This is a genomic window from Flavobacterium sp. Sd200, assembly GCF_009826935.1.
Lineage (GTDB): Bacteria > Bacteroidota > Bacteroidia > Flavobacteriales > Flavobacteriaceae > Flavobacterium.
The window spans coordinates 545,776-564,281 of the sequence record NZ_WUMN01000002.1 but is presented as its reverse complement, the minus strand read 5'-3'; the positions used below and the strand labels follow the sequence as shown (position 1 = coordinate 564,281).

18 protein-coding genes are annotated in these 18,506 nt (G+C 41.1%); 2 read left to right on the top strand and 16 right to left on the bottom strand.

Translation table 11 applies throughout. The annotated features are described in order from the left end of the window. Window positions 1-3 precede the first annotated feature (3 nt). The 11 genes from GR160_RS08660 to GR160_RS08610 all read right to left on the bottom strand — a co-directional run bounded on the left by GR160_RS08660 (window position 4) and on the right by GR160_RS08610 (window position 10,545). A complete protein-coding gene (locus tag GR160_RS08660; protein WP_160749462.1) occupies window positions 4-1,401 on the bottom strand; it encodes a BspA family leucine-rich repeat surface protein in 1,398 nt (465 codons plus the stop codon). Beyond that, entirely contained in the window at window positions 1,398-3,668 is a 2,271-nt protein-coding gene (locus GR160_RS08655) for a hypothetical protein (protein ID WP_160749461.1), read from the bottom strand. Before GR160_RS08655 ends, GR160_RS08660 begins: the two co-directional genes overlap by 4 nt. 2 nt (window positions 3,669-3,670) lie before the next feature. After that, window positions 3,671-4,171: a hypothetical protein gene (locus GR160_RS08650; protein ID WP_160749460.1), complete on the bottom strand. Its 501-nt coding sequence runs from the start codon at window positions 4,169-4,171 to the stop codon at window positions 3,671-3,673. Further along, the gene (locus GR160_RS08645) at window positions 4,143-5,300 is read right to left on the bottom strand and encodes a hypothetical protein (RefSeq protein WP_160749459.1); all 1,158 of its coding nucleotides are present in this window, start codon (window positions 5,298-5,300) and stop codon (window positions 4,143-4,145) included. Before GR160_RS08645 ends, GR160_RS08650 begins: the two co-directional genes overlap by 29 nt. Beyond that, window positions 5,297-5,767, bottom strand: coding sequence for a hypothetical protein (locus GR160_RS08640; RefSeq protein WP_160749458.1), 471 nt, complete (start codon window positions 5,765-5,767; stop codon window positions 5,297-5,299). Before GR160_RS08640 ends, GR160_RS08645 begins: the two co-directional genes overlap by 4 nt. After that, window positions 5,767-6,372, bottom strand: coding sequence for a hypothetical protein (locus tag GR160_RS08635; protein WP_202390746.1), 606 nt, complete (start codon window positions 6,370-6,372; stop codon window positions 5,767-5,769). The genes GR160_RS08640 and GR160_RS08635 overlap by 1 nt, the downstream gene beginning before the upstream one ends. A gap of 253 nt (window positions 6,373-6,625) precedes the next feature. Further along, window positions 6,626-7,687 carry a hypothetical protein gene (locus tag GR160_RS08630; RefSeq protein WP_160749457.1) on the bottom strand — a complete coding sequence of 354 codons (1,062 nt, stop codon included), beginning with the start codon at window positions 7,685-7,687 and terminating at the stop codon, window positions 6,626-6,628. Next, window positions 7,687-8,709, bottom strand: coding sequence for a head maturation protease, ClpP-related (locus GR160_RS08625; protein ID WP_160749456.1), 1,023 nt, complete (start codon window positions 8,707-8,709; stop codon window positions 7,687-7,689). Before GR160_RS08625 ends, GR160_RS08630 begins: the two co-directional genes overlap by 1 nt. 328 nt (window positions 8,710-9,037) lie before the next feature. After that, window positions 9,038-9,244 (bottom strand): hypothetical protein, encoded by a 207-nt coding sequence (locus tag GR160_RS08620; protein ID WP_160749455.1) that lies wholly within the window; start codon window positions 9,242-9,244, stop codon window positions 9,038-9,040. Between the two features lie 4 nt (window positions 9,245-9,248). After that, complete coding sequence (locus GR160_RS08615; RefSeq protein WP_160749454.1) at window positions 9,249-9,650, bottom strand: hypothetical protein; 402 nt, start codon at window positions 9,648-9,650, stop codon at window positions 9,249-9,251. Window positions 9,651-9,699: 49 nt separating this feature from the next. Beyond that, window positions 9,700-10,545 (bottom strand): hypothetical protein, encoded by an 846-nt coding sequence (locus GR160_RS08610; protein WP_160749453.1) that lies wholly within the window; start codon window positions 10,543-10,545, stop codon window positions 9,700-9,702. 276 nt (window positions 10,546-10,821) lie between these two features. On the opposite strand from GR160_RS08610, the gene GR160_RS08605 reads away from it, so the two are divergent. Further along, on the top strand, window positions 10,822-11,244 hold the full coding sequence (locus GR160_RS08605; protein WP_160749452.1) for a hypothetical protein: 423 nt from the start codon (window positions 10,822-10,824) through the stop codon (window positions 11,242-11,244). 29 nt (window positions 11,245-11,273) lie between these two features. Here GR160_RS08605 and GR160_RS08600 read toward each other — a convergent pair whose 3' ends face one another. Next, complete coding sequence (locus tag GR160_RS08600) at window positions 11,274-11,519, bottom strand: hypothetical protein (protein WP_160749451.1); 246 nt, start codon at window positions 11,517-11,519, stop codon at window positions 11,274-11,276. Between the two features lie 3 nt (window positions 11,520-11,522). Continuing rightward, entirely contained in the window at window positions 11,523-11,762 is a 240-nt protein-coding gene (locus GR160_RS08595) for a hypothetical protein (RefSeq protein ID WP_160749450.1), read from the bottom strand. 100 nt (window positions 11,763-11,862) lie between these two features. Here GR160_RS08595 and GR160_RS08590 point away from each other — a divergent pair, with 100 nt between their 5' ends. Then, a complete protein-coding gene (locus GR160_RS08590) occupies window positions 11,863-12,666 on the top strand; it encodes a hypothetical protein (RefSeq protein ID WP_160749449.1) in 804 nt (267 codons plus the stop codon). Between the two features lie 119 nt (window positions 12,667-12,785). Here GR160_RS08590 and GR160_RS08585 read toward each other — a convergent pair whose 3' ends face one another. Genes GR160_RS08585 through GR160_RS08575 form a run of 3 tightly spaced genes read right to left on the bottom strand, consistent with a single transcriptional unit; the run spans window position 12,786 to window position 18,449 of the window. Beyond that, window positions 12,786-15,857 carry a hypothetical protein gene (locus tag GR160_RS08585; RefSeq protein WP_160749448.1) on the bottom strand — a complete coding sequence of 1,024 codons (3,072 nt, stop codon included), beginning with the start codon at window positions 15,855-15,857 and terminating at the stop codon, window positions 12,786-12,788. A 4-nt stretch (window positions 15,858-15,861) separates the two neighbouring features. Next, the gene (locus GR160_RS08580; RefSeq protein WP_160749447.1) at window positions 15,862-16,152 is read right to left on the bottom strand and encodes a hypothetical protein; all 291 of its coding nucleotides are present in this window, start codon (window positions 16,150-16,152) and stop codon (window positions 15,862-15,864) included. Window positions 16,153-16,163: 11 nt separating this feature from the next. Then, window positions 16,164-18,449, bottom strand: coding sequence for a hypothetical protein (locus tag GR160_RS08575; RefSeq protein ID WP_160749446.1), 2,286 nt, complete (start codon window positions 18,447-18,449; stop codon window positions 16,164-16,166). Window positions 18,450-18,506: the final 57 nt, after the last annotated feature.

Below are 18,506 nucleotides of genomic sequence, written 5' to 3'. Positions count from 1 at the left end.
AAGCTAAACGACCATACCTCCATCATAAATTGTCCAGCCTTTAGAATTGATGAGTATGTTACGGGCATTTTGAGTTGCAGAAGTATATTTGATGGTACCAAAATGGATTGTTCTGCCTGTAATTACATTCTGAGTGCTCCATGAGTTGAGAAGGGCATCATAATTTGCAGTAGAATAATTTGCAAAAGTTTTTAAAGCCATAAAATTAGTGAAGCCGGAAACTTTTTGTATGTTCCAGTTACTGATATCCTGATTAAAAGCTGGAGCGCTTTGAAACATAAATTCCATAGTTGTTACATTCTCAGTATTCCAATTGCTAAGCGGTTGATTGAAGTTTTGAGCTTCCAAAAACATTAAGTCCATATCTGTTGTCTTGGAAGTGATCCAGGTATTTAATTGTTGGTTAAAAGATTTACACTGTCTAAACATGGATGATAGTTCAAATACACTTGAAACATCCCATGTGTCCAAAGGTTGATTAAAAATAGTGTTGTAGGCAAACATGTAGAACATTGTAGTAACTTTTCCGGTATCCCATGAAGATATATCCTGATTAAAGCGACCATTTAGTCCTGAGGCTAACCTGAACATATTTCTCATATCTGTTACCTTACTTGTGTTCCAGTTATTCAGTGGCTGATTAAACGATGTTGCCCTGCCAAAAGTTTGAAGCATGCTTGTAACATTAGAAGTGTCCCAGTTATTTAATGGCTGGTTGAAAGCTGATGCGGTATAAAAGGTTGATTCCAGTGTTGTTACCTTGCCGATGTTCCAGTTATTCAATGGTTGATTAAAACTCGTAGCCTGATAGAACAAATTACTCATATCAGTAATATTGGATGTATCCCAGTTATTCAATGGCTGATTAAATTGCGATACCTGAAAAAATAGTCCCCTTATTGTTGTAACGTTACTCATGTCCCACTCATTGATCCTGTTGATCACATTTAAAGAGGTACAGTAACAAAACATATATTGAAGGTTATCAACGCCTTTAATATTTATTACGTCTGCAACCTGATTTAATATCAGGTTACTACAGCCCATAAAATTAAAACCGTAATTACCGATTCTTAAGCAACCCCATTGATGTACTTCTAACAATTTTAAACAATCGCCTACATTATTAAAACGAAACCCTACAAGAGTCCCTTTTATGGTGAGAGTATAGGTGCCTGATATAGCATAATCATGAGTTGCCTCTTCAAGGGTATTTGAGGTGATATGAGAACTCGTGCCATCACCCCAGTCTACCTTAAAATCATAAATTCCGTCCTGATACAAGGGCAAGGTTATTTGGTTTGCATTACTGCTACCAGTGCTTGTGTTGTTTGTTTTCCACGTAGATATAAAAGCAGGATGTTGTGGACGTTTCCTGCCCGACGCTATTACAGGGCTCATATCATTTCGAGTTTTCCAAATAAGGATACATCATTTACTGTTCTGAACTTTAAACCAAAAACACTGTTCATTTCGGCTGTTTTTGGTAGTTCAGATGCTCCGTGATGCAATATTAAATCATTGCCATCGGTAATAAAGGTTGCCTGACCTGTATCTGCGTTTTCACCCTCTAAAAGTGTATTTGCCGTAAATACATTTGTGGGGATTTTTACAAAAAAATCAGTTTGAATCTCAAATACAAGCCACATATCGCGGTCTTCGGCAAGCAAAGTATAAGTTCCGCTATCAAAACCTGTCGATGCTGTATTAATAATTTTTACGGGTCTGTGCAGTGTTGCCGGAACTGTCGGGACTTTATTCAGTATCTGAAAATCGGCATCAGAACTCTGTATTTCACCATCGCCATAAGTGCCGTCATAACCTATCCAAAGCCAGGAGCGCTCTTCTTCGCCCGAGCCGTCTTTAAAAATGGTATAACCTTCTTCCTGCGGGCGCAACACAATTGCAGGTATTTGTTCGTTTAGCCATTCACTAATGCTTTGATCTGTATTTGGGTCAGCATTGACAACTTGGGTCTCTACGTCGAGTTCCATATCGTTAACGGTTGCTTCATTGCTGTAAACCAACTCTATATCCCTGCTTAGCAACTGTATTCCGCCACGCCCATACATACCTTTGCCTTTGTTAAGCAGTTTGTATTTTAAGATTACAGGATTAAAATTCAACGATATACCCCACAAACCGCCTGGCCTTCTTCGTTGCATGCCCACAAACCATACCGATTGCGTTTCCTGTATTTCATAACTTTCCAGGTCATTTATAATATCTAATATGCTTGCTGTAGTATAAGTTTCGGGTATAGTGAACGATTTTTTAATATCTACGTTATCCTGATTTACAGGCAACACGGTTTCATTTAGTAACTGAAAATCATCCATGGAAGACTGGCTTTCTCCATATCCGTATTCACCATCATAGCCAATCCATAAATAAGACAATTCGTCGTCTGCAATTTGACTTTTAAAAATGGTATAACCGTCTTCCTGTGGCCTGATTGTAAATGGAGAAAGTTGTGTGTTAAGCCACTCACTAATAGTTTGTTCCTCTGCCAATGTAAACGGAATTATTTCTGTGGTAGTAACCGACTCAAGGTCGTTTAGCGAAGCTTCATTGCTGTACACTAATTCAATATCATTTGTGGTTAACTGTGTGTGGCCTGTGCCATAAATTCCCTTGCCTTTGTTGAGCATTTTATACTTTACAATAAAAGGGTTGGTTATAAAACCGCTTCCTGGAATGCCGGGAAAACCGGGAATTCTTCCGGAATGCCTCCCTACGAACCAAACCGACTGGTTTTCGTTTACAACATAGGCAGGCAGGCTATTTATTAAGTTAAGTACAGTTGCCTGGTCATACACACGGCTGGCTAAGCTAAAGTCTTTTTTAATATCTATATTGTCCTGATTGCCCGCTACAACAAGCTTATCCATAGTCATGAAATAAACTTGTCCTACAGTCAATTCATTGCTCATTCCGGTACCTCCAAGCCATAAATAAGTAGTTTCAACACCGTTAACGCTACCTTTAAACAAAGTATAGCCCTGAGCTGGTGCTTGTATGTTTATTGCCGGATTTTGCGCTCTTAGCCAGTTAGAGATGCTTTGTGTAGTTAGGCTTCCATAATTTATAACATCGGTATCCGGGTCTGATTCAATATCATCTACCGTGACTTTAGAGGTACTGATGAGCTCAATATCATCAGCTTCTAACTGAAATGCTCCAAGCCCGTAAGTGCCTTTGCCATAGTTTATCATTTTGTATTTACACAATACCGGGTGACCTATCCTGCCGTCAATATTTTCATCGCCCGGAATAAGAACCCAAAACCAAAGGCTCTGTTTGTCGTCTATACCAAACATTTCCAAATTGTTTATAACAGCCACAACATCGGTTTTATTTGTAGATGCAGCACGAATGTGCCTTACAACATCTATATTATCGGGGTCAATGTCCGGGCTGTCTCCGCCAAGGTTACTTCTTGAATACAACACAGGCAACAATGCCGACTGCAACCCTGCAACATTGGGGTAGATTACACCATCTACCATAAAATTGCTGTAATGGGTTAACGGTACAAGCACATCGTGGCGCTCATAGCAGTTAAAGATCTCTATTTTGTTGCCATTTATGGAAGTAATGTAATTTTTTAAATAACGAATGTTGTTAATGCTAAAACGCTTGTCGTTTACAGTGCTTATAATATTCATGCTCAGCCAATTTTTTTAAATCGAAATCTGCCGGGTGTGCCATTGCAGGCTCTCTTATAGTCTGGGTGGTTGGTGCGCACTAGGTAGTTGTGCACGTTTTGCCAAACCTGCATGGCGGCCTCGCGGTTTAAGTTATACAGCGTTTTTTTTGCCGATGTATCTGCAGGGCGGCTGTTGTCGTTAAGTTTTTCCACTACAGAGAAAGGTGTATCTGTAACCGAAGAAAACATCATATACCGTGCATAGGCAAAGTAAGTAAGCACCATGCTAAGCCCATAGTGGGTATATTCAATGCCGTCGTGCATATAAACGCCTCCGCCAAGTAAATTGCTGTATGCATCGGGGTTGGCAATAATTTTATTAAAAAAGCTTTCGCCAATAAGGGGTTGCAGGTCGAGCAATTGTGCATCGAGTATCTGTTCGTGCAGCTTATCGTCAAATGGGGTCTTAGAAATCTGCTTATACCGGGCAATATCACTGCGGGTTATCAGGGGCTGCATCATCTGTAAGCTTTAGGGGTTGAACAACAAGGCTCGAAAGATCCTGCGAGTGTTGCAGGAGCTGGTTGATGACCGATGTGAGTAAATTGCGCTCCTTACAGGTGTTTTCCCAATAGGTGCGTTTCATCTCCCGAATGGCCTCGCCGGAATTGCCAAACAGTGCCGACTCGTTGGTCTTGACAAGCCCGGCAGGAAGGTTGTTAAAGGCTACCAAAATGTTTTCGCGCACACTGGCCTCGGTATAGTTAAACAGCTTGTCGTCAATTTTGCTTTCTATCTGTTTTATCAAAATGGCATCGTCCAGCTTTTCGCCTGCAAAATCCATTTCAAGACAAAGTACACCGCCTGTGTTTTGTGCACCAAGGCTGTCTTTAATGGCCTGCTGAAAAACCTCCCTCTCAGTTTCGGCCTGTTGCAGGGCACGGCTGCCCGGTTCAAGACCATCGCCTACAAGAGGACGTGTTACAACAAGCGTATTGCCAAAGAATCCCTTGCGAAGCAGTTTGTTTTTATAGACAGATGCCTGCGCCTCGCTGTCACAATCTTCTGCAACAGGGTCTATACGGCTAAGCGGATAGATAAGTTTGGTATCCATATTTACAAACAGTATCTGGCCTTTATAATGTTCCCATCCGCCTGCTTTTTGCACCTGTGCATCTATTACCGCCTTTCGAGGGTTGTAAACGTCTATAAGCTCTGTCTGGCTTTTTTTAGGGTTAGGCCAGTCTGTGCTAACGGCTATTTTTCCGGAATAATCAGTACTGTCTTTTTTGCCAATGCGGCACCATTCATAGGGCATCACGCTAAAATCGGCAATCTGATACAGGGCATTCCAGTTAATGTGTATAAATACACCGCGCTGCTTTACAAGATCGTCTGCCACGTCATCGGCAAAATCTATAAGCTTCAGGTTTTTACTTTTGTTAATAATAAGGCTGTCAATCTCTGTGCCATAGCCCCTGCCAATTAAATACTGCACCATAATAGCTGCTGCGCTTTTGGCAGTAACGCTGTTGTTTATAAGCCTGTCCATGCGTTCGGGGTAGGCATTATCTGTATCGTTGGCATACACATCGGTGCTTTTGCTCCAGGGTGTGAACCTTTTCCAGACATCTATAAGTAGGGTTCTCATGTCAGGCTGCTTAAATCAAAATCGTCAGCCCCCTCAATAGTATTTTGTGGTTCTGCAGAAACCGAAGGATCGTTTGCAGGCACCTCTGCACTCATGCGCATTGTTCTGGCAGCAACGGGTTCTTTAGAGGGCATTTTTGCAAACAGGCACTCAGCTCCGGGGCGTTGCAGCAGTATTTCTGCATACTCATCGGTAATGTTGGCGTTGTTAATCAGTATGGGTGAGCCAAACTGCAACGGAATATTCTCATATTTGGCATGTAGCCTGTATTGCGATGTATTTGCCATAGCTAAAAAATGGTTTTTATATTTGGTTAAATATCCCTGTAAACATTTAGGGCACGAGGCGTTTACTTTTGTATTAAATACCCGTGTATATTCTTTAAGGAACAGCTCCAGGTATCGCACCCCCTTACCCGTAACACTGCGGGTAAGGGTTGCAATATCCATAGTTAAAAAATCGATCATTAGGAAGCCGATTCTATAAATGCAGCATCAAATACTGTTTTAGTAGTAGCATAATCAGTATGCAGCAGTGTTTTTGGCATAGAGGTTTCTTCAAACCCATCGGCCGATGCCAGCTCGAACATGATCATGTTGTCGTTTTCTTTAGAGCTGTTGGTCATGGTAGTAAGTTCCAGGCCGCTGTTGTAGCCCAGCACCTCAAAAGCATCGGCATTGCCCTGTCCTTTCCAAACCTGTTCTATCGCAACCACATATTTACCTCCCTGACTAAGGTTGTCGGCCTGTTCTTTATTTTCCAGGCTTGGCGTAAATATCACACCGCTAAAAGTGTGCTTAAATTTATCGGGAGCATTCTCTTTTTTAACAAGCTCCCATGCCTTGCCATTGCTTTGTTTTACACCTGTCAGCTTAAAACCCTTTTTGCCGGGTTTTAGTTGCAGGTTTGTAATTTGCAGCTTGTTTGCTGTGCTAACCGTTGTGGCTGTAATATCTATATCTTCTTTATTAATAAGCACAACGTTTTGCTCTATGCCACCCACGGGAGCGTTAGCGCAGTCAAATAATATATCGTTGGTTAAAAGTCCTGTACAATCGTTTGTTACCGGCATGTTGTTTTGATTTTTTTATTTCAATTCTTCCCACAAATCTTTGTAGAGATGTTGCATTGCAACGTCTTAATTGATACATTTTTTTAGTAGAGACGCAATGCATTGCGTCTCTGCCTGTGCCTGTTGTTAGACGTAGCAGTGCTACGTCTCTACGCCCCACATAGTTTAAAAAGCATGAGTGCATCGGCAGGAGTTCCCCCCTCTCCTTTGGAAAGGGGGGTAGGGGGTGAGGCCCAACCTGAAACAGCTAAGCCTAATACGCCGCTACCACCATATAGTCTTCCAGCAGTTTGGCATCTATAGTATAGGCAGCATCTATAAAGTTTGCTTTTTGGGTTTTGTCATAAAACACATCAAGCTTGGCAAGGTCCTGGTCGCTTAGCGTACCTACCGGAATGTTGCTTTTTGTAGTAAACACAGCCCTGTGCGGCAGGTTGTATTTAGTGCCGTTGTTTTGATAGGTTTTAATATATCGGTCCCAGTCGTAGCGCACTTTAATCTCTATGCCGTCAAAATACAGTTTAGGGCGTCCCTGCTCTACAACCTCTACAAAGCCGGAACCAAGGTTCTTGTTGCGCAATGAGGCACGATAGTTGTCGGCAATAGAGCGTGTAACCAATATAAAAGCATCGTCGGCAGCTACAAGCCTTTCATCGGCAGTGGTAACCAGCTTTTCTAAAATACCGAGGGCGGCATCTTCGGGCAGTTGTTGCGCAGTGTAAGTTGCAGCGGCATTAACGCTAACAGGCACACGACTAATTTTATTGGCAGTAACATCTACAAAGATCTGTTTAAAAAGGCCGTCGAACGAGTTAAAGTAATCAAGGTCGGTGCCGGTAGTAAACACGCCTGTGGGCTGTATTGCGGCCTGTTTATCATTAAACCATACCTTGCGGTGAATGTTCTCTTTAAGGGCAGTTTCTACTGCGGCAATAATAATCCCAAAGTCTTCTGAGCCTACGGCATCAAAAAAGTCGGGGTTAACGCGTTGGGCTTTCCTGAATATTTTTATTAGCCCATCGAGATCTTTTTGACAGTGCCTTAGCCTGAATTCCTCTAACACAGGTGTCCAGAATTTTTCGCTCAGCACAAACCCGTCTGATTCTTCGGGCGCACAACTGTCGGTATCCTGAACCTTGCCCAACAGTCCCAGCCTTCCGGCAAAGGCAATTTGGGTTTTTACATCAATACCCGTTTCAATATCATGATATTCTGCAAGGTCACTTTCGTTAAATACCCTTTCAAAAATTACAGAGCTTACGGTTTCGGCCTCGCGTGCGCCCAGGGTTAAGTCGCTTGTTATCAGTTTTGCCATTATTTCCTGCGGTTGTTTTTCAAATATTCTTTCATGCCTGCAAGTTTGTCGGCTTCACTGCCCCTGCGCTGCGCTACTTTTTTACCATCTACATTAAACCTGCTGCCCACCTGTTTTTTAAGCGCAAGTACTTCACTCTTAATGGTGTTTAACTGGCGTTTCAGGGCTTTGTTTTCGGCACGCAAAGCTGTTGTTTCAGCCTCTTCTTCCTCGGGTTCAATAATCTCGGTAAGCTCTCCGGCTTCAAACACATAGGTGTAACCGTCGGGCATAAGGTACTCGCCTTCGGCAGGTGCACCGTCTAGTGTTGCAGTGGCGCCCACCTCAATAAGGTCGTCGTCGCCCAGTTCAGTAAAATCAATTTCGGCACCTGTGGCATCCTGTACCACTTTGTTAAAAATGTGGGTGTTTTTAAACTTGCCCAGCACTTTAGTAAACAGGCCTTCCATCCAGTGCCTGTCTTTCTCTGTAAATGTTCCTCTCATGGAGTTTGTGTTAATGAAAGCTTTTGCTGCGGCCTTAACCTGCCGCGAGGTAGTAAAGCCCAGGCTGGCAAGCTGCCTACCCGTTAGCCACGTTTCGTTTTTTAAGAGTGGCATTATGGCCTGTTCCTGTACGTTGAGCGTTTTTTTGTAAAAGGCCACCATTTTTTTCTCAATGCTCCTAAGCTGTTCTGCAAACTGCTCCAGCTCATCGGCAGTGCCCATAGAGCCACCCCACGGCAGATGAATCATAAAAGGGGTGTTTTCGCGAACCTGGCGTTTATCGCCTGCCATAAAAATTACGGTGGCAATGCTGGCCACAATTCCACTGCCTATGGTGGTAAGGGGCTTTTTGAGCGATTTGAGGTACTGGTAAATATCAAACCCTACGTCTACCAACCCACCCTCGCTGTTTATGTGCACATTAAAGGCAGTGGCTTTGGGCTGTTTTTTTACCTGGCTTACCACATCTATAAGCTCTATGCCTGCGGTGCCGTCAAACGTGCCTATCTGGCCGGAGATATAAATGTTTCCTGTCATTCATTTATTTAAAAATTGAAATATTGAATGATTGAAATATTTATCTTAAATGCTGAATTCTAAATTTTAAATGCCCGGGCAACATTTAAAGTATTGTTGTAATTACAGTGCAAAGGTACGGCGGGTTTTTATTTGTTTACTGAAGCGGTGGGTGCAGTGGTTGATAGTTATTGGTTGTCAGAAGCTACACTCATGCCTGATTTTTATTTAGGTTATTGGATTGTTTCCTGTTTGTAGTATAAAATATTATCAGAGCGCTTAATAAGTATGAGTATAGCTGTTCCCCCTCTCGTTTGAAGGGTAACTATAAACCAGTTTACAGTTTATATTAACCTTCAGGATTAATACTTATCCTGATTTTATTAAATTCCCGTTTAACAACATTCTCAATTTCGTCAGATACAGAAATTGATGGATATGTTTGTCGTAATACATTTTCCGCTTTTAATCTAGTATTTGTTATTATAACAGTAGACTCCTTAATAACCTTCGGTAGATATATTTCGCTAAGTTGTTGTTTCTTTAATTTATTCATATCATTATTTAAAATACTTATCTTTAAATGGTTGGTTGTGTAATAAATCAAAGTAATGCTTACGTTTTATCCAAATAAAACCATCGCCTTTAGAAATAACAGCGACATCGACTGGACCACCAACACTTTCATCAGAAGAATTTGACGACGTAAATTTACGCTTTAAAGATGTAATATTAACTAACGACTCGGCAAGTTCTGACATATCTTCTTTTCCCATATGAGCTAATATCTCTAACAGCGGACCTGTGATTTTTGTCCACTGGTAAATTTCAAGATTTTGTATAAGCTCATCTGATATTTTTGTCATTGCATCATCAATTTGCCTTGACAATTCATTATGTTCAAGAATTGTTGAGATTTGTGATGAGGCTGTATTAAAAGCACTTTTAACTGATTTTTTCACCTCATCTTTATAATTGGGGTCTACACCAGTTAATACAGTAGTCGTAACATCAGCCTGAGCATAAGGAATTAAGCACCCCAGGATTAATTTTTATTACATCCATCATTCTTATACGAGTATTATCGATGATTGATGTTCCAACTAATACATGATGACTTGATGGATAAATTTCGGTTTCACCAAATCCTATAAAAACTAATCCACAGTAATTTTCAAAAATGAATTCAATATTAATAAGCTTATATAATATATTTTTTATTTGCTCATAATGTTCGTCATTTAAAGTAAATCCATCGTACTCTTTATTAACTTCTTCTTCAATATAATTCTTAATTGTTTTTAGTTCCTCGTTGTATTGGCTACAGTAGTCCTCAAAACTTACATCCATATAGCTCACTTTATCAAAAGTATCTAATTTTATGGAATATTTATTTAATATGTCATTTGATATATCATGAAATATAGGCGTTCTTACATCTTGTTCTAAACTATAGATATCTGTTTCATGCTCATCTAAAGCTTGGATAATATTGTTAATTATTGTCATATGCGCCCATGAACAAAATCTATAAAATGAATCAACTTTGTATTCTTTACTAACATTTTTCAATTGAGATTTTAAAAAAGCTATAAAATCATTTTTATATTCTTCTACTGTATCGAAAGCTTCATCAGTAAGATTTTTTCTGTACATTTTTATTAAAGTTTCCAAAGGAATACCCATAAAATCAGCACTGTTATAAATGGCAATCCCTACCGGATGAAATTTTGAAAGCGTGAAAATTTTATTACTTCGATTATAAACTTTCTTTACATTATTCCCTGAAACCGTTACTGCACTATCCGCTGCAATGGCTATACCTTGTGAATTTAAAACACCTACAATTGCTGTCATAAAAAGATATTATTTTAACAATATTACAAAATATTTATAACAATACTGTGTAGTCGTTAAGTTGTTATGAAATACTATTTAGTTTTTATAAGTGTATTAGAAGTTCACTAGTGCTATTTAAAATATAAGCAGGATTAATTTATATAGTTACCCTTTGGAGAGAGGGAGGACTTCATCCATTCATTCAACTTTACAATTTTCCTGAACTTTCATTTAATCGGTTTTCACTACTTTAGCTGCTTTCGACTTTAGGACTTTTAAACTTTCGACCTACTTATGTTTTTCTCTAAATTCTTCGGCAAAAAGAAACCACAAACCACAAAGCCAACTGTAATTGCCGATTTGCCTGCGCTCAATGCCTGGGGCACTTTTTTTCAGGGCAGCGGGTTTATACTGCACAGCCGTTTTGCTAGTACGATTCCGGGAGAAGAGAGTAATTATATTTATCTTAAAAGCTATCCGGAAGTATTTGAACTGGAGCGTAAGTTGTTTGCCGAATGGCTAACTACATCGACCACGGGAGTATATTTACAGCAGTGGGACGAAAACACATCTTTGTGGGCATTGGTTTTTGTAAGCTTTACCAACCCTGAATTTAGAGTGATTAAAACCAACATAAACACTCCCAACTTTACAACCGGATACGAAAACGGCAAACCCGTTATTATTATTGGCAATGAAAGGGTGGAGATGGAGTGATCCATCAACTAACAACCATTAACTAACAACTAGCATCCCTCCATAAACGCAATAACATTAAACATACTGCGCTCGCTAATGTTGTAATTGTCTGCCACGGTGGCAACCACGGCTGTTTTTCGCACTTTTTTAAAATACTTTTTTTGGCACTCCAGCTCTTTAAGGTAGGCCTCATAATACACCTTCCAGTCCAGCAGATGCACGGGTACAAGGCTCTTGCCCATTAGTTTTATAAAGTTGTCGCCAAGGGCGGTTATGGTTTCATATCGGGTCATTAATTACCACTTGTTTTTAGGGCAAATATCTGTGCTGCGCACTTTGGCACTAAGCGGGCACTTGCAAATGTTGCAGTAAGCACCCTCAATTTCGGTAAGGCTGTCTTTAATAAAAGCCAGTAATTTGCCGTGTTTGGCATAGGGGCAGGCGGCACAAATTGCAGCTCTTTTTTGGGCAACAGCCTCTGTAACTTCACTGCGTTCGAGGTAGTTTTTCCAGCCCGATAAAATTTCTTTTACCATGATCTTCAAAAAAAGGTTTTCCGTAAAATTGAAAAAAGTATTAAATGTAGTATTGCAGGGCAGCTACAAAGGCTGTATAATTTAAAATCAAGTAGATGCCATGCAAAAATTTATGTTTTTTATAGTGTTATTATGCTCTTTATCAGGCAATGCCCAAATAAACTATCCGGGTACTATGCCGGAGCTACTAAAGGGCAAAACAGTAAAAGTTATCAGCACAAAGACTGCCGAAAATTTAGGATACCCGGATTTTTACACCAACATTACTTCAGAGCAGACAGAGCGATACATGCCTGCTAAAAGTGCCTCGTTATATACTGAAGCTACGGCTTTAAGAGGACAAACGTTTAAGGTAACAGCAATAGATAAAATAACACGTTTTGGCGAGGTAAAAACAAGGCTAACGCTGGAAGGGGCAAACAGCCTGAAGCTCTATTATATATACAACGAAAAATTTGATTACGGATATCCGTTCGAAGTAATTGGCGGACTGGCTGTGCCTGATGGATTTTATTGCCGTGATAAAACAGTACATAAAGGCCAATTTGGCACAACCGAAGAAGTTGCCACGGGCGATGGCTCTTCGGTATCTAAAGATATTGACAGCGATGGTACCACATACGCCGTTTACCTTATTTTGTTTGGGGCAAGAAGAGTTAATCCTGTAAGTGAGGCAACGCTTGTATTGGAAAAGGGAGAAACACTTACTGTAAAGACCAATGATATTGCTGCTGAGTTTGTTAAAGACAAATCGTACCGTTATCATGTGCTTTTTTCTCCTAAAGGCGAATTGGTAGATAAGCTTAAAGCTAAAAAAATTACGAGTGTTATAGTAGACGACCTGGAAATGCCCATTGCCACAGGGCAAAAAATTCAGGGTGTAGTTAATTGCCTGTTTCAATAACGGTTGATGGTTGATGGTTTTTGGTTGATGGTTGCCAGTTGTTAGTTGCCAGCCTGTAGGTTTGAGTGAAGCTTCCAACAACCAATAACCAATAACCAATAACTAACACTCATTAACCACTAAAAATTAGCAGCATCGCGCACCTGCACATAGCTGTTACCCTGTGCAATAATATCCTGAACGGCAACTACCGGTGCAGGTATGGTGGTGTTGGCCTGTGCTATTTTTGTAGCAAGTTCATCTACGTTTAAGCTGGGCGAAGCAATCTCTCTCGATACTATGCCGCCATTGGCAAAATAGTTTGGGGCACTGCTGCCCCCTGCCGGAAATGCGTTGTTAAAAGCCATAAAGTGTGCAGCAGCATTACGGTTCATTACGCCAATAAGCTCGCCTTTTTCGGCCTCAAAGCGGGTGCCGTCTGCCCCGGTAAACATAGTGCCGCCGTTGCTATGGCGGTTGCCGCCAATGCTAAACAGTGCGCCTTTCTCTGCTTTAGGTGCTTTGGTGCTGGTAATTTTTTTAACGTTAGCAATACCTGCTGCCACCGCTGCAGCCGCCGCAACCGCACCCAGTGCCGGCCCCACAATGGGTATGCCGCTCATAGAGCTGTAGGCAGACACGGCACTTTTGTAAGTATCTATAGTAGCCTGTGCCACAGCCATAGCCTTGCCCGCTGCACTCTCTTTGCCCAGTATGCCCTGCAGGCTTGTAAAAGTGCTGTTTGCTAGGTCGAGCTTGTTGTTCATTACCGCCATGCGGGTATCTTTTTCAAGCTTTGCATACTTATCTTCAATAAGCTTTTTGTCAGCTCCGGTTTTTTCGGCAGCGTCAAGTTCCTGTTTTTTCTCGGCATCCAGTTTATCCAGCTGAAAGCCCAGGTCATAATCCATATTGGCAGTGTCGGCTGCGCGTTTGTTTTCAAGGTCTATGGCTAACTTTGTTTTCTCTGCCTCTTCTCTTTCTGCCCTTAGCCCGTCTTTGGTGGCGCTATTAGCATCATGTATGGCATTTATGGCATCCTGATATTCCTGCTCGGTTATCACTCCAAGATTTTTTCTTAAAGTTTGATATTCCTCCTGCTTTTGAGCAATAGAATCCAGCCTTGCCACCTCTGCATTATACGACTCCTGAGAGAAAAACTTATCATCGTCTAATTTACTCTGGTTGGCGTTTATAAATTCCTGCACTTCTTTGCCTGCCGCATCAACTTTTGCCTGTGCTACTTTTGCCGCATTCTCTATTCCTTCCTGTGCCAGCTCATTGTCTATTTTAGCATAAGCAAGTTTTTTAGCAAGTATGTCGTTTCCGGTTTTGTCTGTTGCGGCAAACTCTGCATCGGCAATGGCTTTTTTTTGGGCAGCCACCTTTTTTGCAAGTTCCAGTTCCTGCTCCAGAGTTTTGGTTTTGCGGCTTTCGTTCTCCATTAGCAGGTCCAGTTCCAGTTTAAGCTTTTGAGCCGTATCCTGTGCCGCTTTTTTCTGGCGTTCCTGTTGTGCTCTTTGACGTTCTGCTGCCTCAGCTTTTTCTTCGGCGGCAATCTGGTCTTTTAGTTGCTTTTCGGCTGCCTTTTGGTTTTCCAGCATCTGAATTTCTTCCCTGCTTAGACGTTGTTTTTCGGCATGAGCATTTATTAGGGTGTTAATTTCCTCCTGAGACATAAGTTTAAGTACCCGTGCTTTTTCTTTATAGGCATTGCCATGAGCCAAAAGGCCGTCAATGTCTTCTTTCCTGATGCCTTTATTTTTAAAAGCGTCGGCCATTGCCTGATTGTAACTTGCGGTAGCCTGTGCTCTCCTGTCTTTATAGTATGCAATCTCATTAGCAGTGGCTTGCTTTAGTGCATTAATTCTTTCTTCCTCACTTAATTTTTGATTTTTGCTTTTTTGTATAAGTTCGTCTGTAATAGTTTTAAAGCTATTTGCCTGTTGCTTTTTTATGTTTGTTTCTTCGGCAGCAATTCCCATTTTTGTGGTTTTTGCTTTTTGAAGTGTATCAAGTTCTTCTTTGCTAATGTTTTTTTGCTGCATTAGTTTATGTACTGAAGCCGCAGTACCTTCTTCAAGTATCTGAATGTCTGAATCAGATAGATCTTTGGAGAGTTGGAGGTTTTTCAGTTTGTTGGCATAATCATCATTAGCCAGTTTTTTGCGGTCGGAATAATTTTTATTTTCAATTGCAAAAGCCTGCCGTAGTGCATTGGCGCGTTCGCGTTCACTGAGAGTATGGTCCTGCGATTTTTTTATAAGCTCATCTGTTTGTTGTTTAACTTTTTCGTTAACTGATTGTTGTAGTGTCATTTGAGTTGCCAGTTCCTGTTCGGCCTGTTTTAGCTTAGAGGCTTCTCCTGCCGCACTGCTCATAGCCCCCATAAGTTTAGTAAATCCTTCTACAACCCATGTAATACCCTGTGCGAGTACTTGTATAGGTGCAGTTACAATATCTATGACCGGACTAAGGGCTGCCATTGCTTTTTCTACGGCATTGGTTAATGGCGCAAAGTTTTTTAACTGTTCTATAATTGGTGCAAGCACCATAAGCAGTATGCCCAGTGGGTTTGCGGCTATGGCTTGTCCCATGCCTTTTATACCTCCGGTAATACCGCTAAAGGCATTTTTTAGTAATGTTCCTGTGCCCCCTGCCTCCTGCGCGCGACTGATGAGCCCGCCTAATCCTCCATTAAAAATGTTTATAGAATTAAAAGATTCTGTTACCTGCTCTTTATAATCATTAAAGGTTTTTACCTGTCTTTCAGTTTCTGCATTATCAGCCATTAGTGCCCTGTTTTGATTCAGAGCAGCGTTAAGACCGTTAATAGCATCTGTAGCATCGGCTGCGTTGTCGGCATATTCAGCGGTCAAATCCTGTCCGGCTGCCATACTGTTAGTAAGGTTTTGTTGTGCCCGGGCAGTACTGTCTAAGGCCCCGGCTACATTTTTTTGTGCCTCGGCAAGTTTTTCCTGTTGCTTTATTTGTTCCTGTAAAGCTGTTTTTTGTTGTTCCAGCAGTTTTGTAAAAAGCTGTGCCTGTTGCTGCATTCCGGCAAAATATTGCGATGATTCCTGCCCTGATTCTTTTAGGTTTTGCAGTTCATCGTTTATTTTTTTTAAGGCAGCGGTAGCTTCGCCTGCGGCGGCAATTAAGCCTTTAATGTCTATATCAAGCTGTGCAAGTACAATTTTTTCGTTTGCCATATTATTATGTAACAATTACGGTTAAAATATTGCTGTCAAGGCTTATTCTTTTATTGGCTGAATCTACGGTTATATTAATTTGATAGGTGCCGGGTTCGGGGTAAACCACAATATATTCATAGTTAGAAATTTGCGTTACCTGTCCATTCGTAGCCATAAGTGTAAATGTATAGGCGTTTTGGTTGTAAAGTGTTTGCAGCCACACAGTAAAAGGTGTATTTGCCGTTGTGTTCAGCTGCGTTATTCCAAAGCCAAAATCTATAAACGGAGTTATGGTTTTAAGTTGATGTATCATGCTTAGGACATTTAGAAATTAAACTGAAAAACATTAGAGACCGTACCCGATGAAATATGCCTTAACCTAATATAGGGGAGCGGTATAAACGACTGTGGGGATGTAAAGCTTTGCGAACCTGCTGTAATGGGCTGTGATGCCTGCTTCCACGCGGTACTTCCGTCAGCCGAGAGTTCTGCCACGAGAGAGTTATTAATACCAATGGGAGGTATAAAGCCCCATGCAGTATAATCAATGATAAAAGTATTACCGTAGCTGTAAAAATAAGGGTCAGACGTGGTCATGCTGCTAATCTCAATAGTAGGTTCGGCAGGAGGAATACTGCTGTTTTGAACCCTTACCAATTCACATTGCGTAATTTTTCCGGGTATGTAATTGTTTATTTTGTTGACCAAAAAGTAAGAGGAAAGCTGTTCTATGTAATACAGTTTTTTAAAATCGAAGTTGGCTATATCAACATCTGTAAGCCATAGTTGTGCCGTTATGGTTACTGCCCTGTTGAGTACGCTTTGCAGTGGCGCATAGTATTGGTTTATAATTTCCTGAAACTTTAGTCCATAATAGCTTTCGCTGTAAAATGCAGATGTGGTGCTTTGAATGTTCAGGTCATTGCTGCGCACAATAATTGGCCTGTTAGTATTTTGTGCGGCATTTATAAAATAATAGCGTTTGTCCAGGGCTTTATAAGTAACGGTGGGTTCATCAGGTTCAGGGTTTTCTACGGTTTCTTTTTCCCAAAGTTTATAGACGTTGCTGTCATAGCCCAGATACCTGGTGGGTATGCGCTCGGGACTGTATATTTTAGATTTAATAACATCGCGAGTGTCAGAGAGGTTTACGTTTTCTATTCCAATATAACCGTCGTTATGGGTGCTTTCTTTGTCGTTATAGGCATATTTAAACCAGTTTTTTTTAGCGTAAGAACCATTGGTATAATTCTCGGTTACTTTTTTTACAAATTTGCTGCTCCAGTCTGCAACATCAGCAGCTTGTAATTGTTCCTGAAGGGTTAAAAATGTGTAATCGCTGCTAAACTTGTCTTTAAACAAAGTAAGTCCAAAGCGGTGCACCACTTCGTTCATAAAGTCTTTAATACTAAAATCGGTAAGAGCCGTGCTAAAATCTATGCTAAGGGGGTCTGTTCTTATCAGTTCTGCTTCAAACTCATCACCGGGCCAGTTTTCATTAAGTTCATAACTATCAGTGCCCTGTCCGCCTATAACCATACATATACTGTCGTAGGCATTAAGCTGAAAAGGATTGGATGTAGCTTCGAACTCCTCACCATAAATAAGGTAGGGCTCCTGGTCAAAAATGTTAATTATATTGTTGCCCGTGCGTGTTGCGATAATATTTTCGCAGTTTTTACCAATTTTAAGGTAGCTGTCTTTGTGTATGTGCGAGGCACGGTCTCTGTGTCCGTAAAGCTTTGCCTTTATTTTTAGTTTATAGGTTGCAGTGTTTAAAACTTTTAAGTGTATGCCGCCCGTGTTAGAAAGCAGTTCTGAATTATACACACTGGTAGATATAAACTTGGCATAATATGTTTTGCGCTCTGCCGGATAGGACGTGCTTTGTATAAAATGATAGTCGGCGCATTTAAAGAGGCTTACATCACTGGTCTCTGTGCGCACCTGACCTTTAGGGAAAGTCATCCAGAGTTGTTTAAAGGCCTGTGTTAAGAACACCGACCCGCCGGGCTGAATGCCGTTATTAAACTCTTCGAAAATTTTGTTCCACAGCCATGCCACATTTACGCTGGGCACCAAATAGTCTATGTTTACCTGTGGTTGGGTATTGCCAGGGGTGCCGTTGGTAAGTCCTGTGTCGCCGTTATAGTCGGCAAGAATATACCTGTAAGGCAAAGAAGTGTTTTGCCATGAGTTTATAACTGCCGATACGTTTTTAATATGGTCAAGTTGCTGTAGTCCAACATCGGCAAGGGTTTTATTCTCAATGGCTTTGTACAGGTCTATAATACCGTCATAAACCGCTACGTCATAACTGTCGCCACCATCGGTAACCACCGCCCAGCCTTTATACACAAAGCATTCGCCGGTATGGCTGTACAAAGAGCATTCGTTTTTTTGGTAGGGTACGTTCGACGCATTTCCGGGCAGGGTTAAAAACTGCATAATGCGCATGTTGTTTGCGGTTTTGGGCAGTTTAAATTTGTTGGTATAATTAGCCTGCCGGTTGTCTATGCTGTTGAGGTCGTTTACCTGCTTGGTCTGGGCTATAACCGTACCGGCATCAAGGTCGGTCAGTTGCCCGTTTATGTAGAGGAGTAGAGACATTTTTTTTGATTGTTGGAATATTAAGTTTCAGGTTTGGCCTCACCCCTAACCCCTCTC